The 20,476-nt window shown below is 61.7% G+C and carries 15 protein-coding genes; 5 read left to right on the forward strand and 10 right to left on the reverse strand.

From position 1 onward, the window contains the following. Positions 1 to 42 precede the first annotated feature (42 nt). Both VSP_RS43165 and VSP_RS36950 read right to left on the reverse strand, forming a co-directional pair. Positions 43 to 1,359 (reverse strand): hypothetical protein, encoded by a 1,317-nt coding sequence (locus VSP_RS43165; RefSeq protein WP_009963640.1) that lies wholly within the window; start codon positions 1,357 to 1,359, stop codon positions 43 to 45. 206 nt (positions 1,360 to 1,565) lie between these two features. Continuing rightward, positions 1,566 to 2,156 carry a DNA topoisomerase IB gene (locus tag VSP_RS36950; RefSeq protein WP_081452672.1) on the reverse strand — a complete coding sequence of 197 codons (591 nt, stop codon included), beginning with the start codon at positions 2,154 to 2,156 and terminating at the stop codon, positions 1,566 to 1,568. 6 nt (positions 2,157 to 2,162) lie between these two features. Here VSP_RS36950 and VSP_RS36955 point away from each other — a divergent pair, with 6 nt between their 5' ends. The 4 genes from VSP_RS36955 (at position 2,163) to VSP_RS23010 (ending at position 5,139) form a co-directional block, all read left to right on the forward strand. After that, positions 2,163 to 2,987 (forward strand): DUF899 domain-containing protein, encoded by an 825-nt coding sequence (locus VSP_RS36955; protein WP_009963643.1) that lies wholly within the window; start codon positions 2,163 to 2,165, stop codon positions 2,985 to 2,987. Between the two features lie 84 nt (positions 2,988 to 3,071). Beyond that, positions 3,072 to 3,260, forward strand: coding sequence for a hypothetical protein (locus tag VSP_RS36960; RefSeq protein ID WP_009963645.1), 189 nt, complete (start codon positions 3,072 to 3,074; stop codon positions 3,258 to 3,260). Positions 3,261 to 3,354: 94 nt separating this feature from the next. Beyond that, entirely contained in the window at positions 3,355 to 3,774 is a 420-nt protein-coding gene (locus VSP_RS23005; protein ID WP_009963646.1) for a YciI family protein, read from the forward strand. 30 nt (positions 3,775 to 3,804) lie between these two features. Further along, positions 3,805 to 5,139 (forward strand): RNA polymerase sigma factor, encoded by a 1,335-nt coding sequence (locus tag VSP_RS23010; protein ID WP_009963647.1) that lies wholly within the window; start codon positions 3,805 to 3,807, stop codon positions 5,137 to 5,139. Position 5,140: 1 nt separating this feature from the next. Here the strand turns inward: VSP_RS23010 and VSP_RS23015 are convergent, their stop codons facing one another. Beyond that, positions 5,141 to 5,722 carry a substrate-binding domain-containing protein gene (locus tag VSP_RS23015; protein ID WP_029190689.1) on the reverse strand — a complete coding sequence of 194 codons (582 nt, stop codon included), beginning with the start codon at positions 5,720 to 5,722 and terminating at the stop codon, positions 5,141 to 5,143. Between the two features lie 23 nt (positions 5,723 to 5,745). Next, complete coding sequence (locus VSP_RS23020; RefSeq protein WP_009963649.1) at positions 5,746 to 6,069, reverse strand: helix-turn-helix domain-containing protein; 324 nt, start codon at positions 6,067 to 6,069, stop codon at positions 5,746 to 5,748. Positions 6,070 to 6,141: 72 nt separating this feature from the next. Between VSP_RS23020 and VSP_RS36965 the strand changes: the two genes are divergently transcribed. Continuing rightward, positions 6,142 to 7,128: a metallophosphoesterase gene (locus VSP_RS36965; RefSeq protein WP_009963650.1), complete on the forward strand. Its 987-nt coding sequence runs from the start codon at positions 6,142 to 6,144 to the stop codon at positions 7,126 to 7,128. 4 nt (positions 7,129 to 7,132) lie between these two features. On the opposite strand, the gene vccA is transcribed toward VSP_RS36965, so the two are convergent. From vccA to VSP_RS23055, 6 genes are all read right to left on the reverse strand, one after another. Beyond that, positions 7,133 to 9,841 (reverse strand): Verru_Chthon cassette protein A, encoded by a 2,709-nt coding sequence (vccA, locus tag VSP_RS23030; protein ID WP_081452674.1) that lies wholly within the window; start codon positions 9,839 to 9,841, stop codon positions 7,133 to 7,135. After that, on the reverse strand, positions 9,838 to 10,761 hold the full coding sequence (locus tag VSP_RS23035) for a hypothetical protein (protein ID WP_157211016.1): 924 nt from the start codon (positions 10,759 to 10,761) through the stop codon (positions 9,838 to 9,840). Before VSP_RS23035 ends, vccA begins: the two co-directional genes overlap by 4 nt. Further along, complete coding sequence (locus VSP_RS23040; RefSeq protein ID WP_009963653.1) at positions 10,736 to 11,194, reverse strand: type IV pilus modification PilV family protein; 459 nt, start codon at positions 11,192 to 11,194, stop codon at positions 10,736 to 10,738. The genes VSP_RS23035 and VSP_RS23040 overlap by 26 nt, the downstream gene beginning before the upstream one ends. Beyond that, positions 11,191 to 11,871 (reverse strand): prepilin-type N-terminal cleavage/methylation domain-containing protein, encoded by a 681-nt coding sequence (locus VSP_RS23045; protein ID WP_081452675.1) that lies wholly within the window; start codon positions 11,869 to 11,871, stop codon positions 11,191 to 11,193. Before VSP_RS23045 ends, VSP_RS23040 begins: the two co-directional genes overlap by 4 nt. 84 nt (positions 11,872 to 11,955) lie before the next feature. After that, positions 11,956 to 12,414, reverse strand: coding sequence for a hypothetical protein (locus tag VSP_RS23050; RefSeq protein ID WP_009963655.1), 459 nt, complete (start codon positions 12,412 to 12,414; stop codon positions 11,956 to 11,958). Beyond that, positions 12,411 to 20,432: a beta strand repeat-containing protein gene (locus tag VSP_RS23055; protein ID WP_009963657.1), complete on the reverse strand. Its 8,022-nt coding sequence runs from the start codon at positions 20,430 to 20,432 to the stop codon at positions 12,411 to 12,413. The genes VSP_RS23050 and VSP_RS23055 overlap by 4 nt, the downstream gene beginning before the upstream one ends. Between the last annotated feature and the right edge of the window lie 44 nt (positions 20,433 to 20,476).

Genomic DNA, 20,476 nt, shown 5'->3' on the forward strand with positions numbered 1-20,476 from the left:
AATCGAGATTCACCACCGCTGATCAACGCAGTTACCGTCAGCCTACGATTTCTTGGGCTGCTCCTTCACGACCTCTCCACCAGACGGCAGGCAGATTTTGTCACGTACCTGCTCAAATGAGCGCCCTTGACCGGAGGCGTGGATGAAGAGCTTCTGCTGACGACGCTTCAGGTTCTTCAGCACCGCCTCCATCTGCTCATCATCCACCTCATCCTGGAAATCGGAGAACCAATAGAGAGCGTCGGCATCGCGAACTTCACGGATTAGCAGTGAGACCCAGGCATACTTGATCCCCTGACTCTTGATGAAGTAGGTCTCACCCCGGCTGGCCAGCACATCGTAAACTTCCTTTTCTGGGATCGGATCGGGCTCGTTTTTCTTCTTGGGCGGAGGCGGCGGCATGCCCGGCTTTGGCGCGACCTGGTGACTCTTGCGCCAGAAGACCTCGAAGCTGCGCTCCTCGTTCTTGGTGCTGGTGCGGGTGGACATGGCATCATCATCCAGACGTACGCCCTTTTCCGGACTTGCCACCCCACAGCCGACATACAGCACAACACGGCTGCCCGCTGCCACGCGATCGAGCTCCTTGATGACCTTCGTGAGGTGCGGGGTCATGGAGCCCGACACATCCATGATGACGGCGATCTTCCGGGCCTTGATGCTCTGCCCAAACATGATGATTGGCTTGAATACGGCCCCGGAGTTGCCCCCCATCCCCTGCCCGGTGCCAAAGCCACCCCCAGCTCCGCTGCTGCCAAATCCTGCACTGCCCATGGCGCCGCCCCCCATGATGCTGCTCAGCTCCGCCACATCCATGGGCTCAGCTGGCATGTCCGGCAGTGCGATCGCGGCATTCGCACTGGTGGAGACCACCTTCTGCATGGGAGTGCTCTTGTTAAGCAGGCTACGCTTCTTCATCTGCACCGCCTTTGAGAGCGCCTGGTTGGCTTCCTGCCCCTGCTTGCTGCCCCCGCCGGGAAGGAAGTCCACCTTCTTTTCGGACTGGACAATGGTCGTCACCATCAGTGCTGCCACTGCCAGGATACCTGCGTGAATAAGAATGCTGAGGATGAGCGAACCCCCTCCCACCTTCCTCCATGATCTGCTAAAAAATCCACGCTTGGGTGCCGGAGGCATCGCCGCGGAGATCATCGGTCGGTGGTCCACAGAAACAACCACCGGCAGCACGGTCGGAGCAGCAGGCACGGGCATCGGAGCTGCCGCAGGGCTGACGACTTCCACCGGCTGGGAGGCTGTCCCGGGTTGCAGGCCGGAGAGGCTTCCCTGAATGACAATCGGAGGCACCGGACCGGAGGCGGAAGGCCGCACGGGCGACGAGTTTGAGTTCTCTGGATTCATGGAAACGGTGGGGAGCGGAATACAAACCCTCCTGGCAAACCACGTCACCACGCCAGGAGATGGCCGAATATTTCAAATGCTATTCCAACTCAGACTCAACGCTCATGACAAGCCCATTCTTAGGCGTTTACATGCATGCAACACCCTAATTAACGGACACTATTTATCCACCCGCTTTGTCCGATTGATACTAACTTATCCACTCCCTACCTCCGGGCCTTTCGGCCGCTGTTAAGTCGATGCTGCAAAAGCACGACCACCGCTGCCTCTTCCGGGCGCATTTGGCGAAGCGAGGCATCAAGCCTCTGCCGGATGCGCTGCGACACCGTGGAGGTGGTGGCCCCGCTGAGATAGGAGTCCAGGATGCCGGGATGGATGTAACACTTCCGGCAAACCGCAGGAGTATTCCCCAGCATGGCGGCAACGGATTCCACGGCGGTGAGGATGTTCTTCTTCACCTGGGACTCTGATGTGCAAGCCTTCATTTCCCGGAGGGCGATTGCCGCCAGGACCGTACCGGCCCAGGTGCGGAAGTCCTTGGCAGTGTATTCTCCACCAGTGATCTTGCGCAGGTAGTCATTGACCTCCTGAGCTCCCATATCCACCACTGCGCCGTCCTTGTCCTCGTACGCGAAGAGCTCCTGCCCTGGCATCTCCTGGCAGAGCCGGACCACAGCGGCCAGCCGACGGTCCTGGAGAGTTACGTCATGAAAAAAAGTTGTCCGGCATGTCCTCTCCCCATCGGCCGATTCGTCATTCCACTGAAGCCCCGGCCCCCAAACACAGGAGGGATCCATCCAGACATGAGCACCCGAAGCAACGACCTGCCCGCCCGGAACACCATCGCCATCCACCCTGAGCCGCGAAGGCACCGGGTGGTCTCCCGTCAGTCCTGGCTAAAGGCTCGCCTGGCACTGCTGGAGGAGGAGAAAGACCTCACCCACCGACGGGACCGGTTGAATGCAAAACGCCGTGAACTGCCTTGGGTGCGGGTGGAGAAATCTTATGTCTTTGAAGGCCCCGATGGCAGAATCACTCTGGCAGATCTGTTTGGCGGGCGCAGCCAACTCATCGTGCAACACTTCATGATGGGCCCTGGCTGGGTGGAGGGGTGCGTGGGTTGTTCCTTCCTGGCAGACCATATCGATGGCGCCCGCGTGCACCTGGAAAATCACGGAGTCACCGTCGCCGCCATCTCCAGAGCGCCCTGGCCGGAAATCGCCCCTTTCAAAGCCCGCATGGGCTGGCAGTTCCCGTGGGTCTCCTCCTGCCACAGCGAATTCAACTTCGACTACCAGGTCTCTTTCACCGCGGAGGACCGTGCCCAGGGCGTGGTGGAGTACAACTATCACCCCTCCCCGTACATGATCGAGGAGCTGGGGGGCACCAGCGTCTTCTACAAGGGCCCGGACCATGTGGTGTACCATACCTACTCCTGCTATGCGCGCGGAGACGAACTGCTGCTCAACACCTACAACTTTCTGGACCTCACCCCTCTGGGGCGCAATGAAAACGGCCCCTCCTTCGACCTGACCGACTGGGTGCGGCACCATGACAGGTACGAGGAAACTCAACACGGCGCAGCTTGCGCCTGTGGAGGCACTCGCGAAGGAGGGAACCCAGCATGAAAACGCCCCCCCCTCCACACCCCGCCGCCCCCGCGGGGATGGCGAGCTCTGGCCTGGCTGGGCCCCGGCGCGCTGCTCATCCTGATGCCCAAGTGCCCGGCCTCCATGGCAGGTTACATCGCGGTGCTCACCGGTCTGGGCGTCTCGCTGTCCACCGCGGCCCAGGTCAGATTCGGTGTGATCACCCTCTGCGTGGCAGCACTCGCTATTCTGGTGATCAAGCGAGTCCGTCGGCTCGCCCACCGACGCGGACCTGCCTGCTGTACGGGTTGAATTCGCTCGCCCGCCGATCCAGAATATCTCAACATGCTCCGCGAGACACGGAAGCAGCCCACCCCGCCCCCACTCCTCCTTTCTCTCAAATCTTATGAACTCCAACTCCCCCGTCCACAACGAATCCCAGTACCTGCTCCTCTTTCGCGGCACGCATTGGGACAAAGGTCTGGCCCCGGAAGAACTGCAACGCGTGATGTCTGAGTGGATGGCCTGGTTTGACCGCATCTCTGCCTCTGGCAAGATGGTGGGGGCCAACCCTCTGCACCCGGAAGGGCGCATCCTCACCGGCAAAAAAGGACACCAGATCGCAGACGGTCCATTTGCGGAGTCGAAGGAGACCATTGCTGGTTATTTCCTCATCAGCGTGGACACCCTGGAGGAGGCGGTGGCCCTCGGGCAACAGTGCCCGGCTCTGGAATATGGCATGCAAGTGGAGGTGCGCCCGGTGGCCGCGGCCTGCCCACCCAGCATCGTCGCCAAGGAGTTGGCAGCGGCCGCAGCAGCAGCCTGATTCAAATGCCACCTCATTTGCAACCCTCGCATGCAATTGACCCGTCACACCGACGAGACAGACCAGGACCAGGCACCGCTGCCGGACGGCCCGCCCCCGCGGGAGATCCCCCGGCTGGCGGAGCACCTGTTCCGCCGGGAGTCGGGACGCCTGGTCTCCATGCTCACGGGCATCTTTGGGGTGGAGCACCTTCAACTGGCGGAGGACGTCGTCCAGGAGGCCCTGGCCCGTGCCCTGCGCACCTGGCCCTACTACGGTGTGCCCTCGAACCCCACCGCCTGGTTGATGCAGACTGCCAAGCACCTGGCCCTGGACGTGGTGCGGCGCAACAAGATGGCGGCGGACAAGCAGCCGCAGATCATCGCGGCCACAGATCTTTGGTCAGGCGGCAACTCGGAGGAGACGCCGCCGATGTTCGAGGACGAGATCAAGGATCAGGTGCTGCGCCTCATGTTCGTGTGCTGCCATCCGGAGATACCCCCGGACGCCCAGGCAGCCCTGGCGCTGAAGACGCTCTGCGGATTTGGTGTCACAGAAATTGCGCGTGCCTTCCTTGCGACAGATGCCGCCATCGCCAAGCGTCTCACCCGGGCCCGGCAACTCATCCAGGATCTGAAGATCCCCTTTGAGATCCCTTCTGGACAGGAGCTCAAACCCCGCCTGGATGGCGTCCTGCAAATTCTATACCTCCTGTTCAACGAAGGGTACAAAGCCTCCAGCGGAGAGCATCTCGTGCGCGAGGATCTCTGCAATGAGGCAATCCGTCTGACCAGCCTCCTCGCGGGTCACCCGTCCGCTAATCTCCCGCGCACTCATGCGCTTCTCTCCCTCATGCTGCTGAACACCGCCCGGCTCTCCGCCCGCCTGGACGGAGCCGGGAACATTCTGCGCCTGCAGGAGCAGAATCGCGCCACCTGGGACCAGATGATGATCGCCCGAGGCCTGGTGCATCTGTCCCGATCTGCTTCTGGCACAGAGTTGAGCGAGTACCATCTACAGGCTGGCATCGCCGCCTGTCACGCCACAGCGAGAGACTTTTCTTCCACAGACTGGCCCCGCATCCTGGATCACTACGACCGCTGGGTGGCCATGAGCGACTCTCCGATTGTTGCCTTGAACCGCGCGGTGGCGGTGGCTCATGTGGACGGCCCGGCAGAGGGGCTCCGGGCGGTGCAGCAGATGAAACACCGGGACCAGCTCGACTCCTATTTTCTGCTGGATGCCGTGCTGGGTGACCTTGAGTACCAGCTGGGCCGCATGCAGGCGGCCGCCGGACACTTCCGCAGAGCACTGGGCAAGGCAGACCTCCCCTCAGAAAGGGAGTTCATCTCCCGGAGGCTCCGGGAGTGCGGCGTGGGAGCGTGACCTAGGTGCCCATCCCGCTCTTCAGCACCGCCGCCAGCTCACGGATACGTGATTCCTCAATCCCACGTCGCTGCATCTGCCGCTCGCTCCAGTGCAGCACGAGGGTGCGCACATGGGGCTGTAGGAAGGCCATCGGCAGCAGCAGAAAGCGCCTTGGGTCCAGCCGGGTGGTAAAAAACTCCGGAAGAATCCCGGCACAACAACCGCTCTCCACCACGGCCCGAACTTGCAGAAATGACTGGCAGGCCACGACAGGCTCCCATGTGACCCCGCTCTCCAGCAGCGCCTCTGTCACCATGTGATGAAACGTGCCTCCCGCCACCTGCAAGGCCAAAGGAAGGCGGGCGGTGTCTTCCAATCGCGGCCGTTCCGGCAATCTCACCTGCCTGGCCAGCGCCACGGGGACGGCCAGGAGATAGCGGGCACGGGCCAGCTTCAGGCGCAACTGGTCTTCCGGCACAGCATTTTCCCGAACCAGGGCAAAATCCAGCCGCCCGTCTCGAACCCGGCTCACCAGCTCCGCACTGCGCCAAGTCTCAAGATGCAACCGGGCATGGGAGAACTGTTTGAGAAGTTCGGGCATTCGTGGGCACACGAGCCACTCCATCAGGCTCGACGTGGTACCGAATGAGAACGTCCGCAACTGGCCGACTTGCTCCAGCCGGAAATCATCCAGCGCGCGCGGAGATGCTGGCGGATCAGCGCCGCCAGTCGGAGCCCCTCGGCCGAAATGGCAATCGACTTGCCCCGTCGATGAGTCAGCTCCACGCCGAAGAACGCCTCCAGGTCCCGGATCTGTCGGCTGAGCTGGCTCTGCTTCACCGGATCACCCGCTGCCGCCTGGCTGATATTGCCCGCCTCCACCACGCACAGAAACCCATGCAGGCGGTCCAGGGAGAGGCCGTGTCGGGAGAGCAGATCCTCAAACATGATCACGCAATGATATATCCTGCATTATCCTCACTACAACATCGTGTTTTCAGGGAGCACTCTGAGTTCGTCATGAAACACGAACTTCTCCTCCAGCCCCCTCCCCTTCATCACGCAGGCTACGACTTCATTGGCGACATCCACGGTCAGCACGGCAAGCTGCTGCAACTGCTGCACAAGCTGGGCTATGAAGAGCTCAACGGCATCCACCGCCATCCGGAGGGAAGGATCCCGGTGTTCCTGGGTGATCTGCTGGATCGTGGACCGGATGTCCGCGGATTGGTCCACCGGGTCAGGACCATGGTGGAGGCAGACGCCGCATTCTGCATTCTTGGCAATCATGAGTACAACTTCATCCTTCTGCACACTCCTGACCGGCAGGGAGGATGGCTGCGCCCGCGGACAAAAGAAAACCTGCGCCAGTGCGAGGCCACTCACCGTGCCTTCGCTGGGTACGAGGAAGAACTGACCGGTCACCTGCACTGGATGAAAGGTCTCCCTCTCGCGCTGGATCTGGGAAAGTGCCGGGCCATCCACGCCTGCTGGGACGACGCCCTGCTAAACCGTGTGGCCCATCATACGCTGCGCGATGCCGAATTTCTCCTGGCCTGCGGAAACCGCACCACGGAGGTGCATGCCGCCATGGAGATCCTTGCCAAGGGGCCGGAGCTTGCCCTCCCGCAGCATCTGGCGATCCTGGACAAGAAGGGCATCAAGCGGCGAAATATGCGCGCCCGCTGGTGGAATCTAAAAGGCCTGACCAAACTGGCAGATCTCGCCATGCCACCGGGCACCCTGGTGGGCGACATGCCTGTTCAGGACGAGGAGCTGCGTCTTTTACCAAACTATCCGGCTGAGGCACCCCCAGTCTTCTTCGGACACTACTGGATGCCTCCGGCAGGCCCCAAAGCTCCGCTGGCGCCCAACCTCGCCTGCCTGGACTACGGGGCCGGGCTCGGCGGTCCGCTCACCGCGTATCGCTGGAACGGCGAAGATATTCTGGACGCCGTCAACTTCGTGCAAACTGACTATCCAGTGGAAACAAGGGCCGCCGCATGAGGTTTCAGGGCGCAAGGGGCTGATGCTCCAGGCGGCGGAAGCGGGTTACGCCCACGGCGGAGGCAGCTGAATAGCGTTCCAGCATGGTTTGCTGGCGACTCTCGGCGGTGATGACCAGATTGCCGTTGGGGGTCTGTTTCAACGCCTGGCCGATGCTGTACACCATGAAGACGCCGCCCCGGGTGGTGACCAGACTTGCAATTCCTCGAACCACGGCTTCACTCTCTTCGCCCCCGTCTGCGACTCCGGCAATCTCCACGATCTCCCCGGGGGAGTCGTAGGTCTCGGCATAGCCGTACTTCTTGCCTTTTGCAGCCAGGGTGCGGTTGTAGATGTTCCTGGCAATCGTGCGCGCCTTGGCGATACTGATGGTATCGCAGTCACCCGTGGAGGTGGTTGCCGCCACCCCGGTCAGCAGGGCCACCAGCGGCAAGAAACGCTCCAGAGGTGAGGTGACTTGGGCAGCATCGCCATATGGCTGCACCTGGGAGTTGATGTTGATGCGTCCCGCTGTGCTGGTACCATGCGGGGCTAACATGCCTCTGGCCCGCTCAGGCACCTCCACAGGGACCGTAAACAAGTCCATAAAGGCCCAGTCAGGCACCATCGCGGCCGAGTCTTCGTTGGGCTGTAGACGCAAGGTGCGCCATGGCACCCCGGCTCCTCCTCCACTCTCCATTCCCGTGTGGATATAACCAAGTTCGCCCATAGAATCGACCTGCCCGCTGGAGTTGCCCGTGGAGCCGGCGGGAGGCGGCATGTAGAGGCTGGCATCTGTGATCACTCCGCTGGCATCCGTGTCCTGCCTGGGGGTCGTGGTGGATGCCTTGCCCAGGGTGCGGATGGCCACCCCTCCCTCCGTGCCGTCGTTCTTCCTGCCGAAGCTGTTTCCATAATCCCGCTTTTTCCAGTCGTTACGATGCGTGTTCACGCGCGGGTCATCCACTTCGATGGAGTGGATATCCTTCTCAGCCACCCCAGGACCATCCAACGTACAGGCTGCCGCCCCACCCAGCGGTGCCACGTCGAGGCGCCGGATGCGAGCGATGGCAGCGCGTAGATTGACCGTGGTCGGCCGGGCACCAGTCATCCTCACCGTGGAAGTACGGGTGATGCTGGCGTAGCCTCCCGCGGTCAGGATGGCATTGCCCCCCTCGATCTCCGCCGTGGTGATGTCCGTCTCTCCGGGCGCACCACTTAACTCTGCCCCGGAAGCGGTGAGGAAGAGGCTCATCTTCGTCAGATCAATCTGATCCAGCCCAAAGTTCGCGGGCAGATGAATCTCCAGTTTGTACTTGGCCTGATAAGTATTGTCGCGGCTGCCGGAGGCCGCCACCCATAGCCCCATCTCAGTGATCTTCGGTGCCCGGGTGACGCCAATGAAGGCAATGTCAGAAGAAGCAACCTCCTTCAACTGGAAACGACCGCCCGCCGCCTGATCGCCACGAAGGGGCACCACCGCCTTGGTCACATCCTCCCCGACCGACTCCTTTGACCGCACATAGTTGATGATATTGAGCGAGAGCTGGGTGAGCCGTTCGGGCTTGTTCGCATAGTATTTGGCCTGAAAGCTGGAGTCAGGCGCTACGGGCCAGTCGGTCCGTTTGAGGTAGGAGTTCAGAAGGTCGATCGTGTCTGCCAGTTTGGCAGCGTCGGTGTGGGCAATGGGATCCCAGATTTCAGTGGCCCCGTCTTTCTTGATGTCGATGAACGGCCGCCCGGCAGCCTTGGCCTTGTCGGTCGTGAGAACAATGCGAGGTTCGTTGAAAAACGTCGTGTCCGGCTCGTGGTTGTAATGGGTGACCTCGAACTTGGCGCGGTTCAGCACCGTGGTGAAGTTGCCAGCCCCATCATCCAGATCCCGCAGCTCACGGGTGGAGTTGAAGAAGCGCTTCACCGTGCTGTAGTCATAGGGGTCCGGTGCGATGGCAGTGTGCATCCGGTCCACCATGTCCACCGTCATGCCGCACGTGGCGAGGGACAAAAGATTGATGCTGGCAGGATGACTGGTGCCGAGAGGGCTCTTCACGCCTGTCTCTCCGTTGGAGCCATTACGCTTCCAGGCTGTGTTGAGGTTGATCTTGCTGGACTCATCGTCCGCCCACCAGGCAAAGCGACCCACGATGGGGTTCGCGGAATTCGTCAGTACGGGTGACTCAGACTCATCCAGCGTGCCATCCTGTCGCAGATAGATCCAGCGCAGCGGCAGGGTTGCCACGGGGCTGGTGCTGTCCTCAGGGTCTGTCCGTTGGTCCGTGATAACATGAGTCACCGGACTCTGATCATTGAAGGTCTGGACATTGAGATTGGCGGGTGCAAGCGGGTTATCAGGCGCAAGCGCCAGGGCGGTCATTCCCGGCAGGCCGGAGTGCAGCGGCAACCGCCTCCCCAGCCTGATCAAGGAAGAGCCGCTGGCATCCTCCAAAGGGAGAATCAAGGCCCCGGGCTGACTTGCCCAGACCCTCGCGCCATCCGTGGTGTGCTTCCTCAGCACCCCTGTCACCATGTTCACCCCCATCTGGGAGTACCCCTGGGCACATGCCCGGTCCAGGTGGGCACTGGAAGCAGCAGTCTCATGCCGCACCATGTGTGCGAACCCCAGCACCATGATGGTGATGAGGGCGAGGAGGATGACAGTGATCACCAGGGCCATGCCCCGGCGGGTACGACCACCGCGACCATATAGCCGACCAGAAGGAAGAAGGGGCGTCATGGTGCGCTTTCCAGATGAACTTTGAGCGTCTGGGAAGACATGCCTACCACTATGCGGCTCAGGCTGACGTTGGTCTGCAGGGTCTCCACGCAGTGGGCCGCGGTGGCACTCCGGGCGACTGCGGCCTTGATCGTCGCCGCCATGGGCGCCGTGAGGAGTGAGGCCGACCGTGAATCCAGCACTACAACTGACACCTCCACCGCGGTAGGCAGTACCGGGGCAGAGCGAGTAACATTGGCAACAGTGCCCGTGGACTCGTGAACCTGATCTGCATAGCCCACCCGGGAATCGTACCCACCAGCGCCCACTCCCGGCTGGGTGATGGCGTTGCCCGACGCGTCCAGGCAACGCACCCACAACCCAACAACGTTCTCTGCAAACAGCCCCCGGTAGGAATTCGCCGCATCCGCCGGAGCGGAGGAGTTCAGCACCGCCTCCGTCACCCAGGAAAGCTGGCTGTACACCAGATGATCGCCCGCTCCGGGATTCAGAAAGATCCGGCACAAGGAGGCCCGCGGCGTGGGGGAAGAGTCATCCCAGCGGACGAAGTACCCGATCTCTGCCATGTTTCCGTGAACCGTGGAAGTGGCGAGCGGAGCCTGCCAGAACACCGCCTGAGGCTGCCGGTACTGGGCGGGCACTCCTGCGGGATTCACCACGAACTGCAAGTCCGGCGTGTTGCCGGTGGATCGGGAGTCCACCGGCAGCGCCGCTGAGCGCAACTCCCGACCGATGAAATCCACCAGCGCACGACCATTCTGGCTGCGCTCCGTGCGGCCCTGGCCCTGTGACCAAGTGTTGCTCACCATGCCGGCCACCTGCACCAGCAGCACGACAATGAGGCTCAGCACCGCCGAGGCCACCATCACCTCAACGAGCGAATATGCATGGAGGCTATTTCTCTTTTGCGAGGGAAACATGGATGATTCGTGGGGCGCGCTCAGGCTCCAGGTTGAAGGTCCATTTCAGGGTGGCCAAACACGCATCTGTCCCCACATCAGGGATGCCCCCCCTGCCCGCAGAGGCGGACGTCGGGACCGGAATCGGGCTGAAACTCACCTTGCAGACATAGAGGGCCTGCTCGTCCTCCGCAGCCACCGTGCCTGCCTCAGTGAACCGGAACTCCACCGTTTGCGAGAGGATGCTGGGATAGGGCCGGGAACGCAATTCTCCCACGGCCACAGACATCATCCTAGGGAGCTGGGAGTTGAAACCACTCTCCCGCTCCGTCTTCATCAGCAGCGGCAGCAATCCCACCACTGCCAGCAAAGAAAAGCCAATGATGGCGATCGCAAGCGCAACCTCCACGAGACTGAAGCCCCCTTTTCTGGGTGAAATCCTGCGCAGGCTCATGGACGCTCCACTTTGGTTTTACCCGTGGCACCAAGCAGCACCACACGATAGTAGTTTGACGGAACTCCGCCCTCTGCCTGGCTGAACTGCACCTTGCCGCCAGACACGGTGCCCTCCACCAGCCGGAACTGGGCCGCATCCTCCGGATTCAACAGCCCGCCACCAGGCAGGAAGATCCGAGCAGCATACGTGTCGGCGGGCAGGCTCGAATTTGAGCCATAGGCGACCGGTGCACCATGGGTGCCGCCATCCGCAAACGGAAAGGGCTGGGGACTGTTGGCGAAGAAGGTGGCATCCGCTCCGGCGGCTCCCAAGTCCGCCACGATACCGTCTGGCAGCACCTCCCACTCGTGAATCTGACGCCACCCGCCGGCCACGGTGTACTCCAGCACCGTGAAGGCGCGCCCGTCCACCTCGGTCCCGAGGGACTTCACCAGCACCACCGCGTTCAGGGTATTTTTGGTGATCGCCTGTTGCCGGGCCATCTCCATGAGCCAGATGACCTTGTTCCCTGCGTTGGTCAGCGTCATGGCACGCAAAGTCCGGCCCACGCCCAATCCTCCAATCACCAGGAAGGAAGCCATGACGGCAATCACCATGAGCATCTCCACCAAAGTGAAGCCCTCACAACACCTTGATTGATGCATACTGCATTCTGTACGTTTCCCTGCCGTCATGACACCACGCCTTATACAGGAGATGTCCGGCGAGCCCGGTTGGTTATGCTGAAAGAGAACGTCAGGACTGTTCCCGGCGGAGAGTCAGGAAGCATAGAGATCCACAAGACTCTCCATAAACTCCTCCAGTTCCTCGCCCGGGTCCAGCACCAGGGCTTCGACGCTGCTTCGAGTCAGCGCCACACCGGCTTTACCAAGCAACGAATGCAACTGGCAGGGATCCACCATGCGCACCCGCTCCTCAGCCTGATCATAGAGATAAATATCCCCCCCGGAGAGGGTGGCCAGCGTCCAAAATCCCAGACCGGACACGCGACTGCCCGGATCCTGCAACGTATTGGCATCGAGAAAGGCTTCGCTGCCGAGGATCATCATCTCTCCCAGATCAAGACTCGAAGAAGGAATGACTCGCTCTACATAGTCCCGCAACTGACCTCTTAGCTGTCGTCCCAGGCCATCGAGGCGTTTCACGAGATGAGGATCCCCGAGTACCACCTCGGAGAAACCCATCCGCCGGATCAGACGCCGCAGGGATCGTTTCATGGTTTTTTCCCGAATTTCTGGCCGGAAGCACGGAACCACCTCCTTCTGCGCGTCCCCAGCGCACCGAGGGCGAGAAGAAGGAGCACCGCCCTGGAGGGCTCTGGCACTGCTGACAAGGTGATGGCACCGGTCGTATAAAGATTGCTGTAGTCCCAGGACAACCCGGTCCCTGAGAGAGCTGAATCGAGCTCCGTGGTGACGAACGTTCCCGTCCGTGAGGTGAGCCCCGTCCAGTCGATGAGCTGCCAGGTGTCTCCTATCGCCCAGGTGGTCATGTTGTTCGTCTCGACCTGGAGAGACACATCCGCCCCAATCACCAACACGCCAGAGATGACCAGCAAATCAGACTCCCCGCCTCCGGTGCCCGCGCCATTCACCAGATCCAATGTGATCACACTGCCCGTCTGGAAGGTCAGTGTTCCCGAGCCGCTTGCCAGCGTCAGCGTGCTGGCCACGGCAGAGCTGAGCGACTCATCCCCTACCGCAAGAGTCCCGCCAATCGTCATGCCGGCAACACTCGTCACGGTTCCGCTGCCCTCCAACCGCGCGCCCGCAGCCAGGGTCAGCGAGTTCACGGTCGTGGTACCGCCAAAGTAAGTCGTACCCGCATTCAGCAGCACACTGCCGGAGAAGGACTGAGTGCCAGATACCGCCAGGCGGCCAGATCCCGTCTTCGTGAGCCCGTTACCCGTGACGGTGCCCTGCAGGTTCAGCACCCCGGCGGCATTGGCCACATTCACCGTCGCCTGGGAGTTGGCCAGGACCAGGTTCGTGTTCAGAGTCACGGCCCCGGTGCTGGTCACCGACACCGCACTGGCACCGTTTACAGTCAGTTTGTTGTCCAGGTCGTTCAGAGCTGCGACCGCGGTGTTGTTAAACTCCAGACTGCCCACCGCCATATCCGCCCCCAGCGTCATGTCGGTCTGGTTGCTCGCGCCAGTGGCGGAGAAGATCACCTTGGTGTTCGCCCCCGCCACCTGTCCCGTCGCGCTCGTGCCCGCGCTGTCAGTGGTCCAGTTGCTGGTTGAACTGCCATCGGAAATGGCCCAGACATTGGCCCCACCGCTGTAGCCGCCCTTCCAGTAGGCCTCCGTGAGCGCGGTGGCCGTGGCCACATTGAGCCAGACCTCCGTGCTGCTCGATCCCACACCGGTCACGGTGTAGCCAGACAGGTTGTAGTAGTTCCCCAGCACATAGCTGGCCCCACTGAGCCCGCTCGTGGCTGAGATCACCGTGTATTGCCCGGCCGCGTACGTCGCGCCCGCGACGCCAAAGACATCGAGCGTGACGGAACCGGTCGTGCTGGCCGCACTCTGGACGATGATGCGGTTGCCCAACTCCACACCGACAGTGGAGCCACTTTCCAGAGTCAAAGTCGCACCGGAATTCAGCGTGAGATTGTTTCCAATAACACCCGAGGTGTACCGGAAGGATGCTCCGGATTTGACCGTGAGCGAGGCCGTCCCCTGGAGGGCTGTTTGGCTGCGAGCCCAGAGCGTTCCCGCACTGGCCACCGTCGCCCCTGAGTAGCTGTTGGTTCCGGCCAGGTAGAGGGTGCCGGCACCAGTCTTGGTCAGGGCGGTGGCTCCGCCATTGATCTGGGCCACGTTCTTGAGCGTGCCCGCCAGCAGGTTCACCGCATCAATGTTGTTGGTCGCATCGCCAATGTTGTGCCCGGTCATGTCCAGAGTGCCACCGTTGAGGTTGATGGTGGAGGTGGCCGCACCGCCGCCGTCTTTGATGTCCACATTGGACACCAGCTTGCCACCGGTGATGTTCAGCGTGCCGCTCGCAGTTCCGGATCCCGACTGGGAGGCCAGGGTGAATGATCCTCCTGAGTTCACAGTGAAGACACCGTTGCTGATGTTCAGCGTGGCCGTCGCCGCCCCCGTTCCCGCATTGGTCTTGGCCGCCATCACCACAGAGTTCGCCGTGAACGTACCGCCGTCAAAGTACACCGTGCCCGTCGCACCGCCGGCATCCGTGCCATCGCGTTTTCCAATGGTCAGGACACCTGCGGTGACCGTGGCCGTCATGCCCCGCAGATCGAGGATGCCGGTCGGGGTGGCGGCAGTGCCTGTGCCCGCAGTGCTGCCTACGGTGATGGCGGTGGTGCCGCCCGTCTTCCCGCCAATGGTGACGCGACCGCCGCTGGCGGAAGCGACCACGGTGCCCAGCGCCTTCGACACGCCAATGTTGAGCGTGTCCGTCTTCAGGATGTTGGTTCCTGTGCCGAAGTAGAGGGTGCTCACCGTGCCCGCGTTGGATCCCGCACTGTTGCCCACATGGGTGGTGGTGACCGTGATGGCGTTGTACGTGTTGGACAGCGTCAGAGTCCCAGTCGTAAGTGACCCGTAGCCCAGCCGCAGTTCGTTCACATTCGCCACAAACGATCCCAGTGCCGCGAGATTGAGCGCGGCCGCATGGGTGGAGCCGGAGTTGATTGTGGCATAGGCAATGCCCAGCTCCAGATTGGCGCTCGTGTTGCTGACGACCAGGGCACCACCGCCGGAGAAGGTGGCATTGGTCGTCATGGCTGCATTGGACGCGCCCGTGCCGAGGTCCAGCCCCGTGGTGCCGGTGATGGAGAGTTTTTGCCCTTTGCCAATCACGACCTCATTGGCCGTGGCGGTGTTGCTGGTGAAGACGAGGCTGTCCACTGTCTGGCTGTAGCTGTTGAGCTCCAGGCGGCCCACGGTGGTCCCTGATCCGATCGTCACGGCCCCAGTGGTAGGGAGGGCGTTCGTGGTGCCGATGATCACCGTTCCCTGGTTGATGGCAGTGGTGCCAGTGTAGGTATTGTTCCCCGAAAGCGTCTGCGTCCCGGTTCCCGTCTTCACCAGTGAGAGGACAGATCCGGACGTTCCATTTTTCAACACCCCGCTGAAAACCGCACTGGCATCATTGCCGGAGCCCAACGTCAGGGTGGCCGCGGCGCTGTTGCTGGTCACCACCCCGGAGCCGTAGAGGCCGTCAATCGTTTCATTGAACCCGTAGAGATCCAGCGTTCCCCCGCTGTTCACCGTGACGTCGGAGGTATTGGCGATTTGCTCCGAGGCGGAGAGCTGCACCAGGGCCGTGGAGCCCGAGGTATCCCCCACCTCCAAGTTGCCCGACACAGCGGCCAGACCCGCCGTCTTGGCCAGGTACACCGTGCCGCCATACACCTTGAGCGTACCAGTGAAGTCATTGGCCAGGTTCCCGGAGAGGGTCAGCGTGCCGCTCCCGGTCTTGGTGAAGGCGTTGCCCCGCACACGCGTCAGGTAGAGCTGACCGCCAGAGGCCACACTCACAACGGCCGCCGCGTTGTTGAAGATCACACTCGTATCGAGAGTGACCTGCCCTGCCCCCGCATTGACGGTGATGGCGTCCGCCCGGTTCAGCGTCAGGGAGTCATTCAGATCCTGGAGCCACACCGCATCACTGGTGTTGAAGGTCAGCGAGCCGACCTTCATGCTGAACCCGAGCGTCATTGGAGCCGCCTGCTGCACCGCGCCAGTGGCCGAGAAGATAAGCTGCGTATCCGCCCCAGGGGTCAGCGAGGTGTCGGTGCCAGCGGCATCCGAGGCCCAGTTGCTCTTGGTGCTGCCATCCGTGATAGCCCAGACCGCTCCATCGGAGGCGCTGAAGCCCCCCTTCCAATACGCCACGGAAAGCTCTGCCGCAGCCGTCACATCCAGATAGACGGCCGTACTGGTGACCCCAAGGCTGTTGATCTTGAAGTTGGTGATGTTGTAGAGCTTGCCAAGCGTGTAAGTCGCATTATTCAACCCGCTGGCCGCCGTGATCACGTTGTACTGCTGCGTCAGGTAGGTGAAGCCAGACACCCCGTTCACGTCCAGGGTGATCGAACCAGTCGTCGCCGCCGCCCCTGTGGAGGCGATCGCGCTGCCCAACTCAACTCCCAGCTTGCTTCCGGTGGCGAGACTCAAAGTTCCGACCGTGAGGGTGTTGCCCGTCGCCCCCGTCTGATACTGGAAGGTGGCTCCGTTCGCCACACTCAGTGACGAGGTACTGCCCAGTGCATTCTTGTTGGTTGCCCGCAGTATGCCCGCATTCACCGCAGTGGTACCGGTGTAGCTGTTCACTCCAGAAAGCGTCCAGGTCCCGGCACCAGACTTCACCACATTCACAGAGGCACCACCGGTGCCATTGATGATGGAACCGCTGATGATGCCCTCGCTGGCACCGAAGAGCTGCAAATACCTGCCAGTGCCCGTGGTGGCGCCGCCGGAGATCTGCCCGGTGATGGTGAGTGTGCCAGACTCTGAAGCGAGGTTGTAGTAGCTGCCGCCCGTGGTGAACGTGATGGTGCCTGCCCAGACGTTGTTGCCGCTGTAGTTGCTGATGGCGGCTGCGGCAATCCCGTCACTCTGCCGGGCCTCCAAGGTGACGTTCTCATTCACCACAATGTCACCGGCCAGTTCCAGCCGGGAGAGCTGTCCCGTGTTGCCGGAGATCGTGGTCGTGCCCGCAGTGCTGCCCAGCGCCGTACCGTTGGTGATACGCAGGATGCTGTTCACCCCGCCGCTTACCACCGTGGCCCCGGTGTAGGTGTTGCTTCCAGATAGAATGACCAGGCCGTCGGTGGACTTGGTAAGGCCAGCGGTGCCAGCCAGCACCACGCTGACCGTTCCGCTCTGCATGAGATAGGTGGAGGTGCTGGTGATGGAGGACCCACTGCCAATGATCTGCCCCCCACCCGCAACGGTCACCTGCCCCACCGTGTCCGAATATCCGTTCAGATCCCAGACAGCCGTGGAGCCATTCACAGTGACCGCCCCGGTGTTGATGACGTTGCTCGCACCGTAGAGCAGTGTTCCCTGCAGGATGCTGGTGAGACCGGTGAAAGTGTTCGTTCCGCTCAATGTCAGCGTACCTGCTCCAGTCTTGGTCAATGCAGTGATCATCGTCCCGGTGGTGGTGCCGTTCGAGATCACACCGCTGAAGGTGAAACTCTCCCCCCCAGATCCCACCGTCAGAGTCCCAGTGCCCACCGCATTGCTGGTGACCGAGCCCGCGCCAGCGAGAGCCCCGATGGTTTCGTTGCGCCCATTGAGGTCCAGCTTGCTGCCAGTGTAGATGGTGACATCCACTCCATCCGCAATCTGCTGATCCGCATTCAGCACGACCGAGGCGTACAGCCCCGTTGCGGAGAGCGTGGATTCACCAATGAACAAATCCGATCCCGACACCGCTGTGAGTCCAGCGGTTTTGCCCAAGATCAAGGTCCCTTGCTCGATCTTGGTGGTGCCGACAAATGTGTTCGCCGTGGTGCCGGAAAGAGTCAGCGTGCCCGCGCCGCGTTTGGTGAATGCGTTGCCGCTCAATTCGCCAGAGATGGTCAAGGTGCCGAGCCCCAGCTGGGTGCCATCGGTCATCCCCACCGTTAGAAGCGGGAGCGCTGACTCCAGGATGACATCGTTATTGAGCGTGAGGCCGCCTGTGAGATAGCTCACGTAGATCGTGGGCGTGGAGGTGCTCGAGTCCCCACCCGTGAGCGTCAGGGAATAGACCGAGTCATTCACCACGACGGCGCTGGTCCCCGCGCTACCACTGGCCTGCCCGTCCACCGACAGCGTCTTGATGCGCATGTCATAGCCCAGCGTGGTACTTTGCATGTAGGTGGTGTTCGCCCCATTGGCCGCAAAGATCACGTCCGTGGTCTCCCCCGGCACGATACCATAGACGTACTGCCCCCCACGGTCGAAGGACCAGTTGCTCTGCCCGCCGGTTAGCAGACCGTTCGATACCGCCCACACGGCCTCTTCACCCGACATGCCCCCCACCCAGTACATGGTCGTGAGGTTCTCCGCCCCCACGCTCATGAAGGTGCCCGTGATGGAAGTGCTGGTGGTCGTCACCGAGGTGAGAAGCGCATTGGAGAGGCCGTAAAACTTGAGATCATAGGTCGCATTGGTAATCCCACCCGAACTGGAGGTGAGGAAGGTGTAGGTGCCATCCGGCGACAAGCCCGTCTTCGCAAACACGTTCAGACGGACCAACCCGGAGGCAGTGAGCGCGCTGGTTGCCAAGGTATCACCGATCCCCACCCCAATCTTGCTTCCAGACACGAGGGTGAGGCTGGCGGCAGTGTTCAGCGTGGCTCCCGTGGTGCCGGGAGTGATGAAATAGAGCCCGGCTCCCGAGGCCACGCTGATGGCGGGACTGGTGCCGAGGCCGGCCGCATTGGTGACCACCAGAGTACCCTCACTGACCTCTACAGTCGTGCCGCTGAGAGTATTGGTCCCGGTGATAAAAGTCCTCCCGGAGCCAGACTTCTTCACATTGCCTGAGCCCTCGAGCAGATTGGCCACGGTGTAGTCGTCACTTCGGTTGAAAGTGAGGGTCCCGGAGGCACCGATCGTCACCTTCCCGGCACCCAGTGTCCCTGTCGTCCCGCCAGTCCCCACCTGAAGCACCCCGGCAGAAATCAACGTCGCCGCCGAGAACGTGTTGGAGCCATCCAGAATGAGTGTGCCCGTGCCTGACTTCGTCCAGGCACCCACGGTGAGCGCGCCGTTGTAGATCTCCAGCACGTTTTTCAAGGTGCCGCTCTGGGCGGTGAAAGTGTCCACATTGATGTAGCCAGCGGTCAGGTCGAGCGTTCCGCCATTAAGGACCAGCGTGCTGACGTTATTTCCTGTAGCACCTTCCGTCAGATTGCCTCCCACGGTGAGGGACCCGCCGGTGATATTGAGAGTCGCGTCCGCATAGCCTGAGCCCGGTGTGGCGGAGGTGTGGGTCCCCAGCACGACGTCACCCGTGACAGTCGCCGCCCCACCAGAGAGGTTGAAGACCCCTTTGCTGTTGGGATTGCGGGTGTAGGTGCCGCTGGTGCTGGTGTTGTTGGCGCTGCTGTCCTGGTTCTCAGCGATCACAATCGTCCCCGCCAACAACGTCCCCCCCTGCATATTGAGCGTGGCATGGGTGGCCGTCGCATTGGTCCCAGCAGTGTTGGAAGTTGCGGAAGTGGAGCTTATGTCCATGATCCTCCCGAGCACCACGTTGGTCGCATCGATCGTTCCTGAATTGAACGTCATCGTCCCCAGGCCATAGCCAACCCCGTTGCCGATGTCGGCTGTCTGGGCAAGGCCCAACACCAGATCGTTGAGCAGGAAGTCCACCGTGCCGCCCGTGAGATCCAACACTCCCGACGGAGACGATGAGCCGCCCTGGACGGAGGCATACACGGTGGTGGCAGCATTGCTCCCAATGATCAGGTTGGCCCGGCCCGTGCCCGCCTGGTCACGAATTTTCAATGTGGGTGACGTGAGTCCGGTTTGGAACTTCATGGTCGCGCTCGTACGACCAGTCGCCAGCATGATGGTGCCGGCATTGATGACCGTGGTCTGTCCCAGCAACAAATTGCTCCCCGTGGTCGTGCCCGTTCCAGCAGCACCCCCGATGCGCAGGGTGGCGGCCGTAATGGTGCTGGACTTGGCCAGCGAAACCTGGAAAGGCCCCTGATCGTTGCCGGTGCCCAAGTTGAACTGGCTCACCGTCGCGGAGAAGGTGGACAGGCCCGACATGTCCAATGTCAGCGTATTGGTCGTCGAGCCAACCGAGCTGCTGGTATTGGCCACGGTGAAGTTGCTGCTCGCCGCATTGATCACCCACGAGCCCGCTCCGGTCACTGTGAGCTTGGTCGTCCCCGTGCCTGCGTAACCCAAGGTAAAGGTGCCCGTCTCGGTCAATGTCACGCCAGAATTGATCTGGAGGGTGTGTTGCGTCGTGGTGCTGATGTAGTTGAACGTGAGCGAGGTGATGCTCAGGCTCGTGTCCACAATGCTCGACGTCGTGCCCGCCGCCAACAGGCCTGCGGAACCAAAGGTCACCGCCACGCCTGAGACGCTGGCATCCGTGCTCCAGTTTAGCAGCGTGCTCCAGTTCAAGTTCGTGGCCGATCCCCCGGCGTCCCAGGTGGCCTGGGCGCGCAGCGCACTCACGCCGCAACTGAGAAGGCAGGCTGTGACAACAGGACACAGCAGTCGATGGATGAGGGGGCGCAACTTCATGTGAACAGGGGGGAGTCGATGAAACTAGCTGGATCGGCGGATGG

The organism is Verrucomicrobium spinosum DSM 4136 = JCM 18804 (genome assembly GCF_000172155.1).
Classification (GTDB): domain Bacteria; phylum Verrucomicrobiota; class Verrucomicrobiia; order Verrucomicrobiales; family Verrucomicrobiaceae; genus Verrucomicrobium; species Verrucomicrobium spinosum.

What these genes read in the sequence shown, in the direction of transcription:
- VSP_RS43165 (WP_009963640.1), bottom strand. Translation starts at nt 1,359, where the DNA reads ATGAATCCAGAGAACTCAAACTCGTCGCCCGTGCGGCCTTCCGCCTCC.
- VSP_RS36950 (WP_081452672.1), bottom strand. Translation starts at nt 2,156, where the DNA reads ATGGATCCCTCCTGTGTTTGGGGGCCGGGGCTTCAGTGGAATGACGAA.
- VSP_RS36955 (WP_009963643.1), top strand. Translation starts at nt 2,163, where the DNA reads ATGAGCACCCGAAGCAACGACCTGCCCGCCCGGAACACCATCGCCATC.
- VSP_RS36960 (WP_009963645.1), top strand. Translation starts at nt 3,072, where the DNA reads ATGCCCAAGTGCCCGGCCTCCATGGCAGGTTACATCGCGGTGCTCACC.
- VSP_RS23005 (WP_009963646.1), top strand. Translation starts at nt 3,355, where the DNA reads ATGAACTCCAACTCCCCCGTCCACAACGAATCCCAGTACCTGCTCCTC.
- VSP_RS23010 (WP_009963647.1), top strand. Translation starts at nt 3,805, where the DNA reads ATGCAATTGACCCGTCACACCGACGAGACAGACCAGGACCAGGCACCG.
- VSP_RS23015 (WP_029190689.1), bottom strand. Translation starts at nt 5,722, where the DNA reads ATGCCCGAACTTCTCAAACAGTTCTCCCATGCCCGGTTGCATCTTGAG.
- VSP_RS23020 (WP_009963649.1), bottom strand. Translation starts at nt 6,069, where the DNA reads ATGTTTGAGGATCTGCTCTCCCGACACGGCCTCTCCCTGGACCGCCTG.
- VSP_RS36965 (WP_009963650.1), top strand. Translation starts at nt 6,142, where the DNA reads ATGAAACACGAACTTCTCCTCCAGCCCCCTCCCCTTCATCACGCAGGC.
- vccA (WP_081452674.1), bottom strand. Translation starts at nt 9,841, where the DNA reads ATGACGCCCCTTCTTCCTTCTGGTCGGCTATATGGTCGCGGTGGTCGT.
- VSP_RS23035 (WP_157211016.1), bottom strand. Translation starts at nt 10,761, where the DNA reads ATGTTTCCCTCGCAAAAGAGAAATAGCCTCCATGCATATTCGCTCGTT.
- VSP_RS23040 (WP_009963653.1), bottom strand. Translation starts at nt 11,194, where the DNA reads ATGAGCCTGCGCAGGATTTCACCCAGAAAAGGGGGCTTCAGTCTCGTG.
- VSP_RS23045 (WP_081452675.1), bottom strand. Translation starts at nt 11,871, where the DNA reads ATGACGGCAGGGAAACGTACAGAATGCAGTATGCATCAATCAAGGTGT.
- VSP_RS23050 (WP_009963655.1), bottom strand. Translation starts at nt 12,414, where the DNA reads ATGAAACGATCCCTGCGGCGTCTGATCCGGCGGATGGGTTTCTCCGAG.
- VSP_RS23055 (WP_009963657.1), bottom strand. Translation starts at nt 20,432, where the DNA reads ATGAAGTTGCGCCCCCTCATCCATCGACTGCTGTGTCCTGTTGTCACA.